General features: G+C 71.6%; 18 protein-coding genes. 10 read left to right on the top strand and 8 right to left on the bottom strand.

All coding sequences use genetic code 11. The features are described from left to right. Nucleotides 1–17: 17 nt before the first annotated feature. The 5 genes from ACZ4FV_RS02500 to ACZ4FV_RS02480 all read left to right on the top strand — a co-directional run bounded on the left by ACZ4FV_RS02500 (nucleotide 18) and on the right by ACZ4FV_RS02480 (nucleotide 4,758). Nucleotides 18–1,220 carry a UDP-N-acetylglucosamine--N-acetylmuramyl-(pentapeptide) pyrophosphoryl-undecaprenol N-acetylglucosamine transferase gene (locus ACZ4FV_RS02500; protein WP_465321648.1) on the top strand — a complete coding sequence of 401 codons (1,203 nt, stop codon included), beginning with the start codon at nucleotides 18–20 and terminating at the stop codon, nucleotides 1,218–1,220. Further along, complete coding sequence (locus tag ACZ4FV_RS02495; protein ID WP_402233835.1) at nucleotides 1,217–2,242, top strand: SDR family NAD(P)-dependent oxidoreductase; 1,026 nt, start codon at nucleotides 1,217–1,219, stop codon at nucleotides 2,240–2,242. The genes ACZ4FV_RS02500 and ACZ4FV_RS02495 overlap by 4 nt, the downstream gene beginning before the upstream one ends. 108 nt (nucleotides 2,243–2,350) lie before the next feature. After that, nucleotides 2,351–3,256, top strand: coding sequence for an alpha/beta hydrolase (locus ACZ4FV_RS02490; protein WP_395873349.1), 906 nt, complete (start codon nucleotides 2,351–2,353; stop codon nucleotides 3,254–3,256). 33 nt (nucleotides 3,257–3,289) lie between these two features. After that, nucleotides 3,290–3,493, top strand: coding sequence for a hypothetical protein (locus ACZ4FV_RS02485; protein WP_402233837.1), 204 nt, complete (start codon nucleotides 3,290–3,292; stop codon nucleotides 3,491–3,493). 83 nt (nucleotides 3,494–3,576) lie between these two features. Next, complete coding sequence (locus tag ACZ4FV_RS02480; RefSeq protein ID WP_402233838.1) at nucleotides 3,577–4,758, top strand: SCO2583/SCO2584 N-terminal domain-containing protein; 1,182 nt, start codon at nucleotides 3,577–3,579, stop codon at nucleotides 4,756–4,758. Nucleotides 4,759–4,842: 84 nt separating this feature from the next. On the opposite strand, the gene ACZ4FV_RS02475 is transcribed toward ACZ4FV_RS02480, so the two are convergent. The 5 genes from ACZ4FV_RS02475 to ACZ4FV_RS02455 form a co-directional block, all read right to left on the bottom strand. Continuing rightward, entirely contained in the window at nucleotides 4,843–5,754 is a 912-nt protein-coding gene (locus tag ACZ4FV_RS02475; protein ID WP_395873347.1) for a DUF2797 domain-containing protein, read from the bottom strand. A 162-nt stretch (nucleotides 5,755–5,916) separates the two neighbouring features. Further along, nucleotides 5,917–7,497 carry an acyl-CoA synthetase gene (locus ACZ4FV_RS02470; RefSeq protein ID WP_402233840.1) on the bottom strand — a complete coding sequence of 527 codons (1,581 nt, stop codon included), beginning with the start codon at nucleotides 7,495–7,497 and terminating at the stop codon, nucleotides 5,917–5,919. Between the two features lie 2 nt (nucleotides 7,498–7,499). Then, nucleotides 7,500–8,351, bottom strand: a complete 852-nt coding sequence (locus ACZ4FV_RS02465; protein WP_395873345.1) for an SDR family oxidoreductase — start codon at nucleotides 8,349–8,351, stop codon at nucleotides 7,500–7,502. After that, nucleotides 8,348–9,052, bottom strand: coding sequence for a nitroreductase family protein (locus ACZ4FV_RS02460; RefSeq protein ID WP_395873344.1), 705 nt, complete (start codon nucleotides 9,050–9,052; stop codon nucleotides 8,348–8,350). Before ACZ4FV_RS02460 ends, ACZ4FV_RS02465 begins: the two co-directional genes overlap by 4 nt. 60 nt (nucleotides 9,053–9,112) lie before the next feature. Next, complete coding sequence (locus ACZ4FV_RS02455) at nucleotides 9,113–10,288, bottom strand: CaiB/BaiF CoA transferase family protein (RefSeq protein WP_395873343.1); 1,176 nt, start codon at nucleotides 10,286–10,288, stop codon at nucleotides 9,113–9,115. Nucleotides 10,289–10,519: 231 nt separating this feature from the next. Here ACZ4FV_RS02455 and ACZ4FV_RS02450 point away from each other — a divergent pair, with 231 nt between their 5' ends. The 5 genes from ACZ4FV_RS02450 (at nucleotide 10,520) to ACZ4FV_RS02430 (ending at nucleotide 15,600) form a co-directional block, all read left to right on the top strand. Further along, nucleotides 10,520–11,146, top strand: coding sequence for a TetR/AcrR family transcriptional regulator (locus ACZ4FV_RS02450; RefSeq protein WP_395873342.1), 627 nt, complete (start codon nucleotides 10,520–10,522; stop codon nucleotides 11,144–11,146). Nucleotides 11,147–11,164: 18 nt separating this feature from the next. Further along, nucleotides 11,165–12,337 carry a cytochrome P450 gene (locus ACZ4FV_RS02445; RefSeq protein WP_402233845.1) on the top strand — a complete coding sequence of 391 codons (1,173 nt, stop codon included), beginning with the start codon at nucleotides 11,165–11,167 and terminating at the stop codon, nucleotides 12,335–12,337. Between the two features lie 132 nt (nucleotides 12,338–12,469). Then, entirely contained in the window at nucleotides 12,470–14,161 is a 1,692-nt protein-coding gene (locus ACZ4FV_RS02440) for a serine/threonine-protein kinase (protein ID WP_395873340.1), read from the top strand. 120 nt (nucleotides 14,162–14,281) lie between these two features. After that, the gene (locus ACZ4FV_RS02435; protein ID WP_395873339.1) at nucleotides 14,282–15,121 is read left to right on the top strand and encodes a hypothetical protein; all 840 of its coding nucleotides are present in this window, start codon (nucleotides 14,282–14,284) and stop codon (nucleotides 15,119–15,121) included. Nucleotides 15,122–15,411: 290 nt separating this feature from the next. Beyond that, nucleotides 15,412–15,600, top strand: a complete 189-nt coding sequence (locus tag ACZ4FV_RS02430) for a DUF397 domain-containing protein (RefSeq protein WP_465321644.1) — start codon at nucleotides 15,412–15,414, stop codon at nucleotides 15,598–15,600. Between the two features lie 649 nt (nucleotides 15,601–16,249). Here the strand turns inward: ACZ4FV_RS02430 and ACZ4FV_RS02425 are convergent. The 3 genes from ACZ4FV_RS02425 to ACZ4FV_RS02415 form a co-directional block, all read right to left on the bottom strand. Beyond that, on the bottom strand, nucleotides 16,250–17,137 hold the full coding sequence (locus ACZ4FV_RS02425) for a helix-turn-helix domain-containing protein (RefSeq protein ID WP_395873386.1): 888 nt from the start codon (nucleotides 17,135–17,137) through the stop codon (nucleotides 16,250–16,252). A gap of 230 nt (nucleotides 17,138–17,367) precedes the next feature. Further along, complete coding sequence (locus ACZ4FV_RS02420; RefSeq protein WP_395873337.1) at nucleotides 17,368–18,306, bottom strand: TauD/TfdA dioxygenase family protein; 939 nt, start codon at nucleotides 18,304–18,306, stop codon at nucleotides 17,368–17,370. After that, nucleotides 18,303–19,040 carry a TetR family transcriptional regulator gene (locus tag ACZ4FV_RS02415; protein ID WP_465321642.1) on the bottom strand — a complete coding sequence of 246 codons (738 nt, stop codon included), beginning with the start codon at nucleotides 19,038–19,040 and terminating at the stop codon, nucleotides 18,303–18,305. Before ACZ4FV_RS02415 ends, ACZ4FV_RS02420 begins: the two co-directional genes overlap by 4 nt. Nucleotides 19,041–19,056 lie beyond the last annotated feature (16 nt).

Raw genomic sequence — 19,056 nt, 5'->3', positions numbered from 1 at the left:
CGTGAGGCTTCGGTGTCATGCGCTCAGGACATGCGGAACACCTCGACGAAGGCACCGGCGACCGGCCGCTCTCGGTGCTGATCGGGGCCGGCGGCACCGGCGGCCACATCTACCCCGGGCTGGCGCTCGCGGACGCTTTGCGGCGCGCCGATCCGAGAGCGGTGATCTCGTTCGTGGGCACCGATCGCGGTCTGGAGACCCGATTGATCCCGGCGGCGGGCTACCGGCTGCACACCGTGGACATGATTCCCTTCGACGCGGCGCTGGGGCTGCGCCGCTACCTGCTGCCCGCGGCGCTGCTGCGCTCCGGGCTGCGCTGCCGGGAGATCCTGCGTGCCCAGGGCGCGCAGGTCGCCGTGGGGATGGGCGGCTATCCCAGCGCGCCGGCGATCGTCGGCGCACGGCTCGCGGGTCTGCCGAGCGTGGTGCACGAGTCCAACGCGGTACCGGGTCGGGCCAACCGGTTCGCGGCCCGGCTGACCCCGAACGTCGCGCTCGCCTTCGACCGCACCCGCGAGCACCTGCCCGCGGGCCTGGCCGCCGAGACGGTCGGCATGCCGTTGATCGGAGAGTTGGCCGGGCTGGACCGGCTCGCGCTGCGCCCCGAGGCGCGGGCCCGGCTCGGGGTGCCGCGCGGTGCCCGCCTGGTCCTGTTCAACGGTGGCAGCCTGGGCGCCGCACGACTGACCGAGGCCGCGGTCGCGCTGGCCGAGCGCTGGCGCGAGCGCGCCGACGTGCGACTGCTGATCAAGACCGGCCCGGCCGCGTTCGAGGCGGTCCGGGCCGCGGCGGCGGGCAGCCCGGTGGCCGAGGCGGTCGCCTACCTGGACCGGATGGACCTCGCGTACGCCGCCGCCGACCTGGTGGTCTGCCGAGCGGGCTCGGCCACCGTCGCGGAACTGGCCACGATCGGCGTGCCCGCCGTGCTCGTGCCCTACCCGTACGCGCCGCACGACCACCAGACGCACAACGCCCGCGTGTTGTGCGACGCCGGCGCCGGGTTGCTCGTGCCGGACGCCGCGTGCACCGGCGAGCACCTGGCCGCCGTACTCGAACCGCTGCTCGCCGACCCGTTGCGGTTGGCCGCGATGGCCCGCGCGAGCGGGTCGGAAACCCACGCGCACGCCGCCGACCGACTGGCCGCCGCGGTGCTGCGCACGATCGGCCGGCCCGCGGCGCCGGCCCCGCACCGCACCGACGAATCCCGGAGGATCGCATGACCACCAGCCTCGACCCGAACACCCCGACCCCGGCCCCGACCGACTGGACCGGCCGCACCGTGCTGGTCACCGGCGCCGAGGGCTTCATCGGCAGCACGCTCGTCGACCTGCTGGTCGAACGCGGGGCCCGGGTGCGCGCATTCGTGCACTACAAGCCGTACGCCGAACGCGGCCACCTCGCCGGCCACCTGGCCGACGGGCGGGTGGAGATGCTCGCGGGCGACGTCCGCGACGCGCATCGCGTGCTGGACGCCGTCGCGGGCTGCGACACGGTGTTCCACCTGGCCGCGCTGATCGGCATCCCGTACAGCTACCAGGCACCCGAGGCGTACGTGCAGACCAACGTGGTCGGCACGCAGAACGTCGCCGCGGCCTGTGTGCGGCAGGGCGCCCGGCTCGTGCACACCTCCACGAGCGAGGTGTACGGCACCGCGCTGGTCGCGCCGATCGCCGAGACCCACCCGCTCCAGCCGCAGTCGCCGTACTCCGCGTCGAAGATCGGCGCGGACATGATGGCGCTGTCCTACCGGCACGCGTTCGAGCTGCCGGTGTCGGTGGTGCGGCCGTTCAACACCTACGGTCCGCGTCAGTCGGCCCGCGCGGTGATCCCGACGATCCTGGCCCAACTGCACGCGGGCAGCCGCGAGGTGCGGCTCGGCTCGCTCACCCCGACCCGGGACTTCACCTACGCGAGCGACACCGCCGAGGGGTTCCTGGCGGTGGCGCTGGCCGACGCCACCCTGGGCGAGGTGATCAACCTGGGCACCGGCACCGAGGTCTCGATCGGTGAACTCGCCCGGGCGCTGATCCTCGCCTCCGGCCGGGACGCCGAGGTCGTGGTCGACCCCACGCGCCTGCGCCCGACCGGCAGCGAGGTCGAACGGCTGCTCTCGGACAACACCAAGGCCCGCGAACTCGCCGGCTGGAAGCCCCGCGTCGACCTGGCCGAGGGCCTGCGCCGCACCTCGGCCTGGATCCGCGACAACCCCCGGGCCTTCGCCCCGAACCGCTACCAGGTCTGATCCATCGGCGGCGGCCGGGTGCTCGGCGGCAGGTGGGAGGGGGCCGCGGCGGGCCGAAGCGGGGACGTTCTAGGGTCGGACGGGAGTGTCGGCGGCGAAGGAGACGTGGTGTACGACCCGAGCGAGCAGTCCACCTCCGGTGAAGTGGTCCGGGAGATCGATCCGGATCTCGATCATGCCTACGACGCCCGAGGGACGGTCGGGGTCGAGGGGTTCGCGCGGTTGATGGCGCGGTACCGGGCCGAGTCGGATCTGGCGGTGGACGGACTCATCGGCACCGCCGGGGTGCGCTACGACCCGGAGAGCGCCGAGGTGTTGGACGTGTGGGGCGCCGCCGCCGGCGGTGCGCCGCGACCGGTCCTGCTGTTCGTGCACGGCGGCTACTGGCGGGCACTGTCCCGCCTGGACTCGGCGTTCATGGCGCGGATGCTGGACGCGCAAGGGATCGCGACCGTCGTCGTCGACTACACGCTCGCCCCGGAGGCGACGCTGGAGGAGATCGTCCGCCAGGTGCGCGCCGCCGTCGCCTGGATCCACCACCACGGTGGCGAGTACGGCCTGGACCCGGCCCGGCTGGTCGTGGCGGGCAGCTCGGCGGGTGGGCACCTGGCCGCGACCACGCTGGTCGAGGGATGGCAGGCCGGGTACGACCTGCCCGCCGACGCGATCAAGGGCGCCGTGCTCTTCAGCGGCCTGTACGACCTGCGCCCGCTGTTGGCCACGGCGGCCAACGGTTGGCTGCACCTGGACGAGTCGCGCGCCGAGGCGCTCAGCCCCGCGCTGCTCCCGCTGCGTACCGATCTGCCGGTCACGGTGATCGCGGCCGAGGGCGAGGCGGCCGGCTTCCACACGCAGACCCGCGACTTCCGGGAGCGGATCACGCCCGGCGCCGAGCCCGTGGTGATTCCCGACCGCAACCACTTCGACGTGATCCTGGACCTCGCCGATCCCGAGTCCACGGTGTCCCGCGCACTGGTGGACGTCTTCCGCCGGGTGGACCCCCGCCGGGCCTGATCGCATGAACGCACCGAACCGAACGGCAAGCGCGTGACACCTCGCATCACGGTCGCCCAGACCCGGCGACTGCTACGGACCCGGCCCCACCCGGACGACGCGGCGGCGGCGTCCTTGGCCACGCTCACGCCCGCGCCCGCAGCCGCGTCCGCGGTCACGCCCACGGACACGCGCCGGTTCCGGTCCGGGTGCGCGGCCCGCTCGGCGAAGACCGTGTGGGCGACGGCGATGCCGTAGCGCGAGACCGTTGTTTTCGAAGGGAAACGTGATTTGCGCGACCCTTGATCGGACGTGTCGGTTGGCATCGATATCTTGCTCGCGTGTCGGAACACAGGGGGGACCGGGACGCAGGCGACGGCCGCGACCGGACGGATGGTCAGTCGGGTGACGCGTCGGGTGGGGCCGCCGCGAACGACCCGTTCGAGGGGTATGTCTTCGACGAGAATTTCGTCAAGGGCGCGACCCGGGTCGAGGGGTCCGCGCGAGCGCGGATGCTCGCTCGCAAGTGGGCGGAGGAGCCGCCGGAGCATGTGCCCTGGCGGGCCGACGGGCCCGAACGGCGCGGTGGGCGGCGCCCGCTCCGCACGATCCTGGTGCTCGCCGCGGTGCTCGCCGTGGTGGCCTTCGCCGCCGCCCCGGACCGGGTGTACGGCTGGTTCAGCGGATCCAACACGGCCACCGCGGACGACCCGATGGTGCAACCGCCGGTCACCGGCATCGCCACCTCCGTGCCGTCGACGGCGGCGGATCGGCGGAACGCGGACCCGAATCGGCCTACCAGGACGAACCCGTTCGCGGGCTCGCCGGCGGTGAACTACGCCGACAACGAGGCGGGGTTGACCCTGCCGGAGGTCAAGTCCGTACCGGGGTACTCGGCGGCCGAGGTCACCGAGGCGCTGGAGGTGACCCGTCGGCTGCTGATCGCGGGCAATCTGGACCGCGAGGTGCTCGCGGGCGGCCGACCGACCACCTTTCTCGGCCTGCTGGATCCGACTGACGGGGCCGCCGCGCGGATCGAGAACGCGGTGATCGCGAATCGATCGGACGGCGACAACGCGCGGTCGTGGTTGACCAGATTCGATCCCAAGGATGTCGAGCTGGTCGGCCGGGTGGTCAAGGTGAACGGCGTCATGACCTACGACACCGATCGCGAGGGCACCCTGACGGTGCACGCCGACTTCTCGTTCGTCTACCCGGTGGCCAAGGCGGGCAGCGGTTCGGGCGCGAGTGTCACCCGCTCGGTGGTCCGCCGGATGATGGAGACGAAGGTCTACCGGGCTCCGTATCAGGCCACCGTACGCGGCCGGGTCGCCTTGGGGAACGTCGACGCCGACATCGCGAACAGCTCGTGCACCCGCCTGGACGGCTTCGTGCGCCCGGAGTTCGAAGACGACCTCCGGGGTCCGAGCCACGCCCCGGCGACGATCGACCCGTACGACCGCAGCAAGCCGATCGACGCCGACACCGATCCGGGCGCGTGCCCCGCCGTGTCGCGGGTCTGAGGCGTTGCCCCGCCCCGGCCTCCGGGACCGCGGCCGGGCGAACGTCGTTCGGCAGTGCCCTGGCGAACGACCTTCGGCAGGGCCCTAGAACAGCCCTTCCTGTACCGACCCGTCCGGCGCCATCCCGGTGTCCAGCGGCTTGACCGTGACGCCCGAGGTGCGACCGCGATCCGGGGTGAGCCGCCAGCCGGTGAGCAGGCGCAGGTCCACGAACAGTGGGCCGGTGTCCGTGGTGACCAGCGCGTCGTGACCCGCGACGCAGGTGAACTCGCCGTGCAGCACCGCGTCCTGGCTGAGCGCGGCGACCTGGTCCCGGGTCGGCGGCGGCGGGTCGGTCAGGCCGTAGAACCTGGTCAGGTCCTGGATGTCGCACCCGGCCGGGGTCAGGGTGTCCGGCAGCAGCGGGGTCAACCGCGCGTGCGCCTCGGCGAGTTCGGCCGGCGGACCGGGGGTGCGGGTGCGCCACCAGGCCGCCGCCTTGGCCCGGTGCGGTATACGTTCGCGGACCGTGCCGGTGGCCGAGCACTTGCGCTCGGTGCTGCGGATCGGCACCAGCGGGCCGTGCGCGAGCCAGGTGAACATCGGCGCGCCCTGGTCGGCGAGCCGGGCCGCGCGGCGTTCGGTGGCGGTGAGGCCGACCTTGACCAGGCCGGGGCCGAACCACGCGAGGTAGAGCGAGAACGGGCGCGGGTCGTCCATCGCCTGGTCGCGCGCGAGCTTTCGACCCGGATCGGCGAGCGCGCACGCGTCGCACTGCGATCGGGCGGCCGTGGGCGGCAGCGGCGCGAGGGTGGGACACACGACGCGGCGACCGGTCTTGCGCCGGATGCCGACACACGTGCGCGGACCGGAGAGTCGCCAACCGGCGGTGGTCCCGGGGGCGAGCGGGTGCAGCGTCTGCTCGTCGGCCGGGTCGGTCAGCACCAGGTGTGGTCGACCCTCGTTCCAGCGGATTCCGGTCGCGAGCAGTCCGGGGCGCTGGTGGGGGACGGTCATGGGGCCACGATAGGTGAAGCGGGTCGGGCCGCGGGATCCCGCCCGCGGCACAACCGCCTCGCCGTGCCCGCGCCCCCTCGCCGGCGCCCACGCGTGCGCCCTTGCCGCGCCCGCGACTCCGCCGCGCCCGGAAGCCGTCGCGCCCCGGCCGCCCCGACCACCTCAGCCCGACAGCGCCGCCACGGCCGTCGCCTTCGCCCACCGATAGTCCGGTTTCCCGGCCGGCGTGCGCGGCACCTCGGCGACCGTGACCAGGTCGCGCGGGATCTTGTACCGGGCCAGCCGGCCGCGGGCGTGCTCGGCCAGGTCCTCCGTGGTCAGCGTGTGACCCGGGCGCAGCGACACGACCGCGGCCACCCGTTCGCCGAAGCGGGCGTCCGGGACGCCGACCACGACGGTGTCGTAGACCGCCGGATGCGCCTTGAGCACGCCCTCGACCTCCTCGGGGAAGACCTTCTCGCCGCCGGTGTTGATGCACACCGAGCCGCGTCCGAGCAGCGTCACGTCGCCGTCGTCCTCGACCCGGGCGAAGTCGCCGGGGATAACCCAGCGCACGCCGTCGGGGTCGACGTGGAAGGTGTCCGCGGTCTTGACCGGGTCCTTGTAGTAGCCGATCGGGATGTACCCGGTCCGGGCGATCCGGCCGCTCTCGCCCACGCCGACCGGGCGCAGGTCCTCGCCGAGTACCGCGGTCTGGGGCTTGAGCGGGAATCGGCCGCCCGGGGTCTGCGAACTGCCCGCGCCGAACTCCGAGGCGCCGAAGCTGTCGGCGATGTACAGGCCGGGGATCAGCCGGGTGAGCTGGGCCTTGACCGACGGGGACAGCAGCGCGCCGCCGGAGCCGATCACCTTGAGCGTCTCGACCTTGTGGCCGCCGCTCTCCAGCGCGTCCGCGATCGGGCGCGCCATCGCGTCGCCGACCAGCATCATCGTGACGCAGCCCTCGCGTTCGACGGCGCGCAGGATCTCGGCCGGGTCGTAGCGCAGGCCGGTCCACAACACCGCGGTGCCCGCGCTGAGCAGGGTGATCCAGGTGACCCACTGGCCGTTGCCGTGCATCAGGGGTGTGGTCAACATCTGCACGAGCGGAGCGCCCTGGGCCTTGTCGGCGAGCAGCTCGGGGTCGGTGATGGGCTCGCCACCGAAGTTGCCGCCGCCCATCGCCGAGCAGAAGATGTCGTGCGAGCGCCACTCGACACCCTTGGGGAAGCCGGTGGTGCCGCCGGTGTAGACCATGTACCGGTCGTCGGGAGAGCGCTGCTCGAAGTCGCGGGCACCGCTCTCGGCGGCGAGCGCCGCTTCGTAGTCCACGGTGTCGTCGAGCTTCTCGTCGAACTCGTCCGCGAGCACGAACACGTGCGCGAGCGCCGGCGCGTCCGCCCGCACCGCCGCGACATTGGGCAGATAGCCGCGCTCGACGACCAGTGCGGCCAGGTCCGCGTTGTCGACGATGTAGCGCAGTTCCTCCTCCACATAGCGGTAGTTGATGTTGATCGGCACCATCCGCGCCTTGAACGCACCGATCATCGCCTCCAACCACTCGGCCCGGTTGCGCGAGTAGATGCCGATGTGGTCGCCGACCGCCAGCCCTGCCGAGGCGAACGCGTGCGCGACACGGTTGGCCCGTTCGTCCAACTCGCGGTAGGTCAGCCTGACCTCGCCCGCGACCAGCGCGAGCCGGTCCGGACACGCGTCCACCACGACCTCGAACAGGTCCGCCAGGTTGAACACCCGCTGGGTCATTGTCAGTTCCCTTCCGCAACGATGCCGCGCAGACCGTCCGCGCCGAAGACCGGCTCCAGGAAGGCCCGGAAGTCCGGACCCCGACGCAGGTGGTGGCCGCCGTCCACGTTGATGTTCTGGCCGGTGATCCAGGTCGACTCGGGGCCGACCAGGAAGGCCGCGAGCGAGGCGATGTCGTCGGCCTGTCCGACCCGACCCAGCGGGGTGCAGGCCAGGTAGTCCTCCAGCACCGGGCCGCCCCGGGTGACCGCGTCGACCATCTCGGTGGCCACCAGGCCGGGCAGGATGCTGTTCACCCGGACGCCGCTCGCGCCCAGTTCGTCGGCCGCGAGCCGGACCAGGTGGTCGATGCCGGCCTTGCTCACGCCGTACGCGCCGAACCAGCGGTGCGTGGTCGAGGAGGCGATCGAGGAGATCGCCACGAACGAACCGCCGCCGGCCGCCGCCATCAACCGGGCGGTGTGCTTGAGCACGAGCATCGTGCCGGTCAGGTTCAGCTCGACCGTCTCGCGCCACTTGCCGGTGTCGATCGAAGTCAGCGGACCCATGGTGGAGTTGCCGCCCGCCGAGGCGACCACGGCGCGCAGCGACCCGAGTTCGGCCGCGGTCGCCACCGCCGCCTCGACCTGGCCCTCGTCGGTCACATCGGTCACCGCGTACGCGACCCGCACGCCGGCGGCCGCGTCCTTGTCCAGCTCGGCCACCGCGGCCCGCAGTCGATCCTCGCTGCGGCCCGCGATCAGTACGTGCGCGCCGTCGGCGGCGAACCGCCGCGCGCAGCCCAGCCCGATCCCGCTCCCACCTCCGGTCACCAGCGCCACCGTGTCCCGCAGTGGTAGGTCGGCACGTGTCACCGGGCATCTCCTTCGAACGTGGTGGGCACGTACGCCGCACCGTCGGCCGGCCACAGTGGTGCCGGTACCTCGAACCCGATCGGCTCGCCCCAGCCGTTGCGATAGGCCACCTCGTCGGGGGAAGTCCTGGGCGCGACACCCCACTTGCCGGTGGGATAGCCGAACGACACGCAGCAGGCCATGTGCCAGCCCTGGTCGGCCGGCACCCCGAGCACCTCCAGCACCGCGTCCCGGTGCGTGATCCCGAGCACCGCGGTCAGCGCGCTGCCCACGCCCTCGGCGCGCGCGGCCAGCATCGCGCTCCACACCGCCGGGAAGATCGAGCCGCCGGTGGGGTCCTGTCGGACGAAGCCGAACATGAACAGCGGGATCCGCTCGAAGTTGTCCGCGAGCCACTGCGACGAACGCCGCGTGCGGACGAAGGACCGGCTCTCCGCGCTGTCCGGATCCGCCTCGGCGGCGGCCACGCGCGGTGCGTAGATCGTCTTCCACAGGGAGTCCATCGCCTCCCGGTACAGCGGCCCGATCCGGCCCTTGACGCCCGGGTCGTCCACCAGCAGGAAACGCCAGTTCTGGGCGTTTCCACCGCTGGGCGCGCGTACCGCCGCGTCCAGCAGGCGGGCCTGCACCTCGTGCGGAATCGGATCCGGTGCGACCCTGCGCATCGCGCGCGTGGTGTACAGCGCTTCGTGAAGTTCCATGCGGTCCCCTGCCTGATACCTGAACTGATACCTGTTGCCCGTACTGGTGGTGATGCGGCGTCAGACGACCGCGCCGGCCTCGCGCAGGCGCTCGACGTCGGCCGCGGCGACACCCCATGCGGCCAGCGCGGCGTCGGTGTCGCCGCCCGTCGCGGCCGGGCCCGGGTGCACCGGCCGGGCCGGCTCGGCGGCGGGGGTGCGGGAGAAGCGCGGCGCGGGCGCCGGCTCGGGCAGGCCGTCGGCGTGCAGGAAGGTGCCGCGCTCGACGTGGTGGCGATGCGCGGGAGCCTCGGCGGGGGAGAGCACCGGGGCGAAGCAGGTCTCGGTGCCCTCCAGCAGCGTGCACCACGCGTCCCGGGTGCGGCCCGCGAACACCTCGGCGAGGCGGGCCTTCATCGCCGGCCAGTGCGCCGGGTCGTGCTGTGTGGCGAAGTCGGCGAACACCGGGTCCTCGGCCAGGCCGAGTCGGTGGATCAGCTCGGCCCAGAACCTGGGTTCGATCGCGCCGACCGCGACGTACCGTCCGTCCCGCGTCTCGTACACGTCGTAGAACGGTGCGCCGCCGTCGAGCATGTTGGTCCCGCGCGGGCCGAGCATCCCGGCGGCGCCCATGGTGAACCAGGTCGCGCCCAGCGTCGCGGCGCCGTCGATCATCGCGGCGTCCACCACCTGGCCCCGCCCCGAACGGCCCGCCTCCAGCAGCGCGGCGACCAGGCCGAAGGCGAGCAGCAGGCCACCGCCGCCGAAGTCGCCGATCAGGTTGAGCGGAATGCTCGGCGGCTGCCCGGCCCGGCCGATCGGCTCCAGCATCCCGGCCAGCGCGATGTAGTCGATGTCGTGTCCGGCGGCCGGGGCCAGCGGCCCGGTCTGTCCCCAGCCGGTGAGCCGGCCGTACACCAGCCGCGGGTTGCGCTCGGCGACCACGTCCGGGCCCAGGCCCAGGCGTTCCATCACGCCGGGCCGAAACGGCTCGATCAGCGCGTCGGCGTCGGCGAGCAGCCGCAGCGCGAACCCGACCCCGTCCGGGTGCTTGAGGTCGATCGCGATCGAGTGCTTGCCGCGGTTCATCGGATTGCGCGGCGGCTTCGCGTAGCCCTTGCGGGCCTCGTCCGCGCGATCCACGCGCAGCACCTCGGCGCCCAGATCGGCGAGCAGCATCCCGCAGAAGGGACCCGGCCCCAGGCCGACGAACTCCACCACCCGGATGCCCGCGAGCGGTCCTTGTCTGGCTGTCACGGCAGCTCCAGCGTTCGTCGGGGCCAATGGCGTGCGGTCGAGGCAAATACTGAAACACGTTCTCACTAGATCTGACGAGACGTCAGACTAGACTTCCGTCTCATCCGTAGGCAAGATCACCGCGGAACGAGTCGGCGCACCGCCCGCGGTCGCGTCGCCCCGAGCACCCGGCCCGGTACCAAGCCCGCGGTACCAACCCCCGAAGCACGACCCCAGAGGACAGGCTCTCCCGTGGCCGAACCCCGCACCAGCTCGACGATCACTCTCACCAGGTCGCTCACCCGCGACCAACAGGCCCGGCGCGAGCGGTTGGTGCGCGCCGCGTGCGACCTCGCGCTGGAGGGGGGCTATGCGGCCGTGACGATGCACGACGTCGCGGATCGCGCGGGGGTGGCCAGGGCCACCGTGTACCGCTACTTCACCTCGAAGAACCACCTGCTGAGCGAGGTGTCCGCGCTGTGGATCGGCGAACTCGCCGACGAACTCGCCGACCGACCGCTGCCTGCGGACCCGGCCGGCCGGCTGGCCGCGCTGCTGTGCCGGATCGTCGAGGTGAGCGCGGAGAACCGGCTGCTGACCGAGGCCGTGGTGCGGGCCGCGACCGCCCCGGATCCGTCCGCCGGTCAATCGCAGGAGACCTTCCACCAGAGCATCCACCGGATCACCGGCCTGGCGTTCGGTGAGCCGGCCGACCCCGAGGACGGCGCCGCGGGGGACCGGCGGCGCGACATCGAGGTGGTGCTCGGCCACGTGCTGCTCTCCGGTCTGGTCAGCCTCACCGCCCGCGGCCGCGCGCTCGACGAGGTGCAGGACCTGATGCGTACCGCCGTCCGACTCTTCGTTCCGCTCGACACGTGATCACCACGGAGGCTTGCCATGACGGCTCCCACGATCCGCGACATCCACCTGCTCGACCGGGACTGGTACGCCGGTGACCCGTTCGCCGACTACGCGTGGCTGCGCGAACACGCGCCGGTGTACTACAGCGAGCGCGCCGGCGTCTGGGGCCTGAGTCGGCACGCCGACCTGGCCTGGGCCGAGCGCAACCCCGAGCTGTTCTCCTCGGCCAAGGGCTCGCGCCCGATCGGCTACCCGCAGCCGTCGATGATCGACTCCGACGACCCGACCCACTACCGCCGCCGCAAGTTGGTCTCCAAGGGCTTCACCCCCCGGCAGATCGCCGCGATGGAGGAGCACGTCCGCGACATCGTGACCTCGCTGATCGACGCGATGATCGCGGCCGGCCCCGGCGCCGACCTGGTCCGGCAGTTCTCCGCGCCACTGCCGATGACACTGATCGGCGAACTGCTCGGGGTCGGCGCCGAGCACCGCGACCAGCTCCAGCACTGGGCCGACGTGATGGTGATGCTCTCCGACGGCGGCGAGCTCAGCCACAAGGCGGGCGAGGCGTTCACCGAATACGTCGCCTACACCACGCAGGTGATCGAGGACCGCCGCAAGACCCCCTCCGACGACCTGATCGGGATCCTGGTCGGCGCCGAGATCGACGGCGAGAAGTTGTCCTTCGACGAGCTGATCGGCGAGTCCCTGCTGCTGCTCGTGGGCGGCAACGAGACCACCCGCAACGTGATCTCCGGCGGCATCGCCGCACTGCTGGCCAACCCCGACCAGCTCGCCCGGCTGCGCGAGGACCCCACGCTGATCCCGTCCGCGGTCGAGGAATCGCTGCGCTGGGTGTCTCCCGTGGTCAACATGGCCCGGCACACGACACGTGACGTGGAACTGCACGGCACGGTGATCCCGGCCGATTCGATCGTGATGATGCTGTACGGGGCCGCCAACCGGGACGCCGAGGTGTTCACCGATCCCGAGCGCTTCGACGCCTTCCGCACGCCGAACCAGCACATCGCGTTCGGCACCGGCCCGCACTTCTGCCTCGGCTCCTCGCTGGCCCGCCTGGAGATCCGGGTCGCCTTCGAGGAACTGCTGCGCCGGCTGCCCGACCTGCGGTTGGCCCCGAACGCCGACCTCGCGCACGGCCCGTCCTCCTTCATCCGCGGTCTGATCGCGCTGCCCGTCGAGTTCTGAGCCGACCGCCGGTCCGGGCCCGGACCCGAGGGAAGCACCTCGGATCCGGCCCGGACCGGCCGTCCGGGACCCCCCAAATGCGGACAGCCGCGTATTCTCTGGCCAACTGCCGGCCGACGAGGGGGATGTCCTGTGAAACCGCTGGAGCCCGAGGATCCGCGGCGGATCGGCGGCTACCGGGTGCTCCGCGTGCTGGGGGCGGGCGGCATGGGTCGGGTCTACCTCGGCCGCAATCGGGGTGGGCGGATCGTCGCGATCAAGGTGGTTCGTGCCGAATGGGCCGACGACCCCGGATTCCGCGAGCGTTTCCGCCGCGAGGTGGACGCGGCGCGGCGGGTAGGCGGCGCGTGGACCGCGCCGGTGCTGGACGCCGACACCGAGGCCGGGACGCCGTGGGTGGTCACCGGCTACGTGGCCGGACCCAGCGTGTACGAGGCGGTCGCCGGGCGCGGGCCGCTGCCCGAGGAGACCGTGCGCACCCTCGGTTCGGGCCTGGCCGAGGCGCTCGTCGCGGTGCACGGGGCGGGCCTGGTGCACCGGGACATCAAGCCGTCGAACGTGTTGTTGTCCCTGGACGGGCCGCGCGTGATCGACTTCGGCATCTCGCGCGCGATGGACGCGTCGGTGCTCACCCGCACCGGGCACACCGTCGGGTCGCCGGGCTTCATGTCGCCCGAGCAGGTCGACGGGCGCGACATCGGGCCGCCCAGCGACGTGTTCTCGCTCGGCTCGGTGCTGGTGTTCGCCGCGACCGGCGCGGGACCGTTCGGCGAGGGCAGCGGTCAGGCCCTGATGTACCGGATCGTCGCGCAGGAGCCGCGCCTGGACGAGGTGCCGGCCGCGCTGCGGGAGATCGTCGCCGCGTGCATGACCAAGCACGCCGCGTCCCGGCCGACCCCGGCGGAACTGCTCGCGGCGCTCGCGCCGGACGGTACGCGCGACCTGGTGGCCGGCAACTGGCTGCCGCCGGACCTGACCACCGCGCTGTCCCGGCGAGCGATCGAACTGCTCGAACTCGACGAGGACGGCGCGCCGGACGCGGGCACGTTCGTGGCCACCGGGAGCGGGGCGCCCACGGGGGACGACCGCCCAACGGAGACGGCGGCCTCGGCGACGTACGCCGGGACGTACGCGGGGTCGGACGCCGCGTCCACGAAGCCCGCGCAGACCTCGCCCGCGCATTCGCCGCCCTCGAACCTCACATTCCCGGGCTCGGCGGCCGCGGATTCGCCGCCTTCGGGACCTGCACCCGAGACCTACATGCTGCGAGCGGCTCCGCAGCCCGCCGCACCGCGTCCTTGGTGGCGTCGGCCGTGGCTGATCACGCTCGCGGCAGTGCTGATCGCGGGCGTCGTGGCGGCGGTACTGCTGCGGCCGTGGACCGGGGACGAGGACGACCCGTCCACCGCCCGGGAAGGTGCCGGCGGGCCCGGCACATCGACCTCGCCGCCGACCGGCTCGGGCACGTTGCCGAGCGTCTACGAGGGCACCTGGTCCGGGACGATGACATCGCAGCTCGGCAGTGTGTCCACGGTCACCCTCACGCTGACGGGCGGGAAGGTGGGCGACAAGAAGGTGGGTGTCAGCAAGCTCACCGCGACCGGCCTGTTCGGCGAGCAGGCCGACTGCGAGTCCGACCTGGAACTGCTCTCGGTCGGCGCGGACACCGGTGTCGAACTGACCAGTCACCTGACCCGCAACCAGGGCTGCGCGGACGGCCGGGTGATCCTCAAGGAACAGAGCCCGACCACGCTCTCCTATGTCGCGCCGGCCAGTGTGGGGACCAGCGAGTCGCGAGGCACGCTGACCCGCAAGGCGGGATGAGCGCCCGAGCGGCCGGGAACCATCGCGCTCGGCCCATACGTCAAACTGAACACCTGTCGAATGCGGAACGGCCTGTCGGGTCGGTAAGGCCCGATCGAGTGGGGAATGGCGAGTTCGGACATGCGGCACAGCCCTGAGCACGCGGACGACGACGACCACGACGTCGAGCGGCTCGACGAGCGTTTTCGTGAACTCGTCGTCCGGATCGCCCCGCAGGTCCCGCTGCCGCCGGTCGCGGGCATCCACAAGGCGGTCCGCCGTCGGCGCCTGCGCAACCGGGTCCTGATCGGCGCCGCCTCGCTCGCGGTGCTGGCGGGCGGGGTGACGCTGGTGAGTACCGGGTCCGACGACTCCCGACCCCGGAGCCGGCAGGCCGCCGCGTCGCTGCCGGTGGCGAGCCCGGTGACCACGACACAGACGGAACTGAGCGACACCTTCTATCCGACCGCGCAGGAGTTCCCGGTGGTGGCCGGGGCGTACGAGAACTGGCGCGTGGTGGAGACCCGGCAGGCGATGGCCGACGAACTGGGCCCGTGCACCACCAAGACCATCTCCGCACTGGGCGCGGTGCAGACCCGGGAGCGGCTGTACCTGCACGACGGGCAGGGCGGCGGCCTGGTCGTCCTGGTCCGCTACCCGGACGAGCGCACCGCCGAGGTGGCGGCGAGCGACCTCACCGGCGGCCTGGGCGGCGCGTGTCCGACCAACCAGCCCAACCCGGCGGCGGACGGCGCGCCCAGCATCAAGGCGCTGGACCGGGACGGCAGCGTGTGGCGCACCCAGGGCCTGGTGAACAGCCAGGACCAGTACGTGGACTGGGGCATCGTGCGCAGCGGTCCGGTGGTGGCGGTGGTCCACGTGACCGTCATCGACCCGGACCGGGTCCCGCCCACGGACGCGTTCCTCCGATTGGTCGACAGCCTCCGGAATCGACTGGGAAAGAACGGATCCGGACCCTGATGTTCCGAATTCACGGCTTTCGCTCTCTCCCGTTCGCCGGTCATAACCGGGCGGGTCGGGAATGCTGCGAACGGGTGAGCGACGGTGCAATCCGCCACCTGGCAATTCGCCATGCGACGACGGTGGATTTCATACGGATGGGTGTGGCCGGATTTCACGCACGGCCGAGGTCGGGCGCTAAGCTATGCGCGCGCCCTCGAAGTCGGTCAACCCGCAGAGGTGTCGACCCTGCACGGAACCATCCGACCGGCGGCTTTCCTATTTCCATCGGCCCTATTCGGAGGCAAGTCATGGCGGAGTTCGATCCGCTGGGACGTGCGTGGCGCAAGAGCAGCGCGAGCGCAACGAGCAACTGCGTCGAGGCAAGGTTGGCCGACGAGGTCCAGGTCAGGGACTCGAAGGCGCCCGCGTCTCGCCTGGCCTTCGGGGCCCGGTCCTGGGGGACCTTCCTCGCCGAGGCCGGCCGCTCGTCGGTCTGAACTCCGAACGCCGCAGGCCGACCGGGTTCGGCCCATCGCATTCGGTAGGTCGGGCCCGGACATGCGAGGCGGCCTGCCTTACGGCAGGCCGCGAATGACATGGGCACAGGGCCCGGTGGGTTGGTATCCGTTACGCGATGAGAGTGAGCAGACCGGCGGCCCGGAGCGTGTAATAGAGCGCTCCTGCTGTCACCGCGGCCACGGCTACCAGCAGAAAGATCACGCGAAGCATCCTCTCGAAGTCGTCCTGCACGAGTTCACCCCCTTTCCCTAATCAGGCGTCCTTTCGTGGCGACGGTGGGTACCGTGCAGGGGCGGGGTGGACGGCGATTATGCCCTCATCTGTGATTGTGCATGGGGATGTCCGCTTCCGCCAGAGTGAGGCGATCCTGCTATGCGAGGGACGATGCAAAAAAGAACGAGTTGCCCCGAAAAGTCATGAAATCCGACTTCGGAACAACTCGTTCGAAGCTCCGCGGTGGCCGCCGCGAAACCGTGCTGCTCATCGACATCGAGCAACGGATACCTCTTGTCATTATGCGCAGGAACGCGCAATCAGCCAAGTGGCTCTTGGGATGTATTCAACTCGCATCCTGGCAGCGCGCGTGCAGGCAGCCGGCCTGCTGCCACTACGCCGTCCGCACATGGTCTACTCGCCGCCGGTGGGCGGGTGTCCCGCGGCGGGGGCGAAGCGTTCGAGGGCGGTGTCCAGCAGGGCCGGCGCCAGGTCGCGCGAGGCCAGTTGCTCGATGCCCCAGAACGTTTCCAGATAGGACAGCGGCGAGACGGCCGGCGGATCCTCCTGGTTGCCCTCGCGGATGATCATGTCGCCCGAGGGGTTCTCGATGAACAGCACCGCCTCGTCCTCGATGTCCGGGAACTCCAGGAGCTGGTAGGCGATCCGGGCCCGCGAGTACAGGCCGGCGGAGAACGGGATCACCCGCAGGGTGATGTTCGGCCACTCCCCGAAGTCGCGCATCCGCCGGATCTGGTTGCGCATCACCGCCGCGTTGCCCACGGTGCGGTGCATCACGCTCTCGTCCACGATGAAGTGCATGGCCGGGCCGTCCGGTCGGATCAGCCGCTCCTGCCGCTCCATCCGCAGTGCGACCAGGTCGTCCAGGCCGGGGGTGTCCGGCGGGGACATGATCCGCAGCACCTCGCGCGCGTATTCCTCGGTCTGTAACAGGCCGGGGACCAGGAGCGGTTCGAAGTTGCGGATGACGGTGGCCGAGGACTCGTAGCCGAGCAGCACCTTGAACTCGTTGGTGATGTGGTTGCGGTACTGGTACCACCAACTGCGCTGCTTCGAGGCCCTGGCCATGTCGATGTACTCGGCGACCCGGGCGGGCTCGACCACGCCGTAGTGCTGGAGCAGCGCCTTCAGGTCGGTGGTCGAGATGTTCACCTGGCCGGTCTCGATCCGGATCAGCTTCGAGAGCGACCAATCCATTTCCAGCGCCACGTCCCGCTGGATGTACCCGCACGCCTCGCGTGTCTGGCGAAGAAACGCTCGGAGCCTGCGCCCCTGGAACATCGGGTCCCGTGTCGGCATCGGCCGCCCCCCAAGGCTGTCGGCAGCGATCTCGCATCTAGCGAGGGCGCAAAACGGGTGGTGCACAAACGCCACCCGGAGAACAGCATCGCGTCGAATCGGCCGACCCGACAAGCCCCCTCGCTGATGTCCGACCGGCAGATCCGACGCCCCGTCAGGTGGCGGAGCGTCGGATCCGGACGCGCGGGGTCGATCGGTGTCCCTCGGGGTGCTCAGGTGTTCAGGACGTAGGATTCCGCGCCGTCCGGGCCGACCGAGTTGGCGCCCTGGAGGGTCACCCGCTGCATCGAACGGCGCATGCCCGGCGGCACGTCCGTGGGTACCAGATGCACCGTTGCCCGGTTGTCCCAGAACGCGATGCTGCCCGGCTGCCAGCGGAAGCGCACGCTGAACGCGGCGTCGGCGATGTGCGCGTAGAGCATCTCCAGGATGTGCGCGCCCTCCTGCCGGGTCAGTTCCAGGATGTGGCTGGTGAAGTTCGGGTTGACGAACAGCACCTTCTCGCCGGTCTCCGGGTGCACGCGCACCACCGGGTGCACCGCGCGCAGCCCGTCGCCGAGGAAGCGCTTGGCGAGTGCGCCCGGCAGTTCGCCGCGCTTGATCGGCAGCGTGTTGTGGTGCACCGCGTGCAGTCCGTCGATCAAGTCCTTGAGCGGGTCGGACAGTTGCTCGTAGGCCAGGGCCAGGTTGGCCCACTGGGTGTCGCCGCCGTACGGCGGCACGATCACCCCACGCAGGATCGAGGCGGTCGGCGGGTTGGGGATGAAGGTCACGTCGGTGTGCCAGCGGCTCTCCACGAAGCCGCCCCCGGCGTCCTTGCCCAGTTGCTCGTTGTCGAGCAGCAGGATCTCCGGGTGTTCGGGGAAGGCGGCAGGCAACGTCGGGTGTCCCGGGGCGAGTTCGCCGAAGCGCAGGCCGAACGCCTTGTGCTGTTCCTGGGTTATGTGCTGGTCGCGGAAGAACACCACCTTCCACTTCAACCAGATGGCGCGGATCTCGGCGACCGCCTCGTCGGTGAGCGGCTCGGTCAGGTCGACGCCGAAGATCTCGGCGCCGATGTTCCCGGCCAGCGGCCGGACTTCCAGGCCGAGCGCGGCGGCCGCGGCGGGGGTGGGGTCCTCGTAGGTGGGCTGTTCGATGGTGCTCGTCATGGTCGAACCTCCGGATCGGCGCGAGGCCCCGGGTCGGCCGGGACCTCTGTGGATCGTTCGAGCGCTGCCTCGGTCCGGGCGGAGACCGGGGCCAGCAACAGGGCGACGGCGGTGTCGGTCAGGCCCGCCAGGAAGACCTCCCGGTCGGTGAGGGTGCGCCCGCCGGGGTGGTGCAGCGCCATCTCGCGGTCGGCGAGGGCGTGGGTGAGATAGGACGACACCAGCACCCAGCGTTCGATCCGCAGGCGCGCGGGGAACTCGGCGAGCAGGCCGAGCATGCGCTCGCGCACGGTGTAGACGCCGCGCGTCCACTCCTCCCGGGCCAGGTCGTGCACCGCGGTGCCCTGGAGGAAGGCGGCGTGGATGCTGAATCGCAGGTACCAACTCGGTTTCCCCACCTGGCCGAGGGTGTCGGCGAGCGGGTACAGGAACGCCTCGACCAGACCCCGGGCTTCGTGCCCGTGCCCGGCCCGGTCGAGTTCTTCGAGCATCGCCAGGCGCCGCGCGTTCACCGGCTCCATCCGGTGCCGGAAGACCGCGTCCACCAGGGCCTCCTTCGACCCGAAGTGGTAGCGCGCGGCGGCGGTGTTGCGTTGCCCGGCCTGGGCGCCGATCTCGCGCAGCGAGACCCCGTTGATGCCGCGCTCGGCGAACAGCCGTTCCGCGGCCTCGATCATCAAAAGGCGTGCGCCGGCACCGCGGTCCGACGCCGAAGCGCCGTGCGTCCCTGTCATGGATCGCACGTTAAAC

The sequence above is a fragment of the Embleya sp. NPDC025285 genome (assembly GCF_055558835.1).
This window is presented reverse-complemented; position numbering and strand designations above follow the sequence as displayed.

Excerpts from the sequence above, each read along its gene's own strand:
- ACZ4FV_RS02500 (WP_465321648.1), top strand. The coding sequence starts at position 18 with ATGCGCTCAGGACATGCGGAACACCTCGACGAAGGCACCGGCGACCGG.
- ACZ4FV_RS02495 (WP_402233835.1), top strand. The coding sequence starts at position 1,217 with ATGACCACCAGCCTCGACCCGAACACCCCGACCCCGGCCCCGACCGAC.
- ACZ4FV_RS02475 (WP_395873347.1), bottom strand. The coding sequence starts at position 5,754 with ATGACCGTCCCCCACCAGCGCCCCGGACTGCTCGCGACCGGAATCCGC.
- ACZ4FV_RS02470 (WP_402233840.1), bottom strand. The coding sequence starts at position 7,497 with ATGACCCAGCGGGTGTTCAACCTGGCGGACCTGTTCGAGGTCGTGGTG.
- ACZ4FV_RS02460 (WP_395873344.1), bottom strand. The coding sequence starts at position 9,052 with ATGGAACTTCACGAAGCGCTGTACACCACGCGCGCGATGCGCAGGGTC.
- ACZ4FV_RS02445 (WP_402233845.1), top strand. The coding sequence starts at position 11,165 with ATGACGGCTCCCACGATCCGCGACATCCACCTGCTCGACCGGGACTGG.
- ACZ4FV_RS02435 (WP_395873339.1), top strand. The coding sequence starts at position 14,282 with ATGCGGCACAGCCCTGAGCACGCGGACGACGACGACCACGACGTCGAG.
- ACZ4FV_RS02430 (WP_465321644.1), top strand. The coding sequence starts at position 15,412 with ATGGCGGAGTTCGATCCGCTGGGACGTGCGTGGCGCAAGAGCAGCGCG.
- ACZ4FV_RS02425 (WP_395873386.1), bottom strand. The coding sequence starts at position 17,137 with ATGTTCCAGGGGCGCAGGCTCCGAGCGTTTCTTCGCCAGACACGCGAG.
- ACZ4FV_RS02420 (WP_395873337.1), bottom strand. The coding sequence starts at position 18,306 with ATGACGAGCACCATCGAACAGCCCACCTACGAGGACCCCACCCCCGCC.
- ACZ4FV_RS02415 (WP_465321642.1), bottom strand. The coding sequence starts at position 19,040 with ATGACAGGGACGCACGGCGCTTCGGCGTCGGACCGCGGTGCCGGCGCA.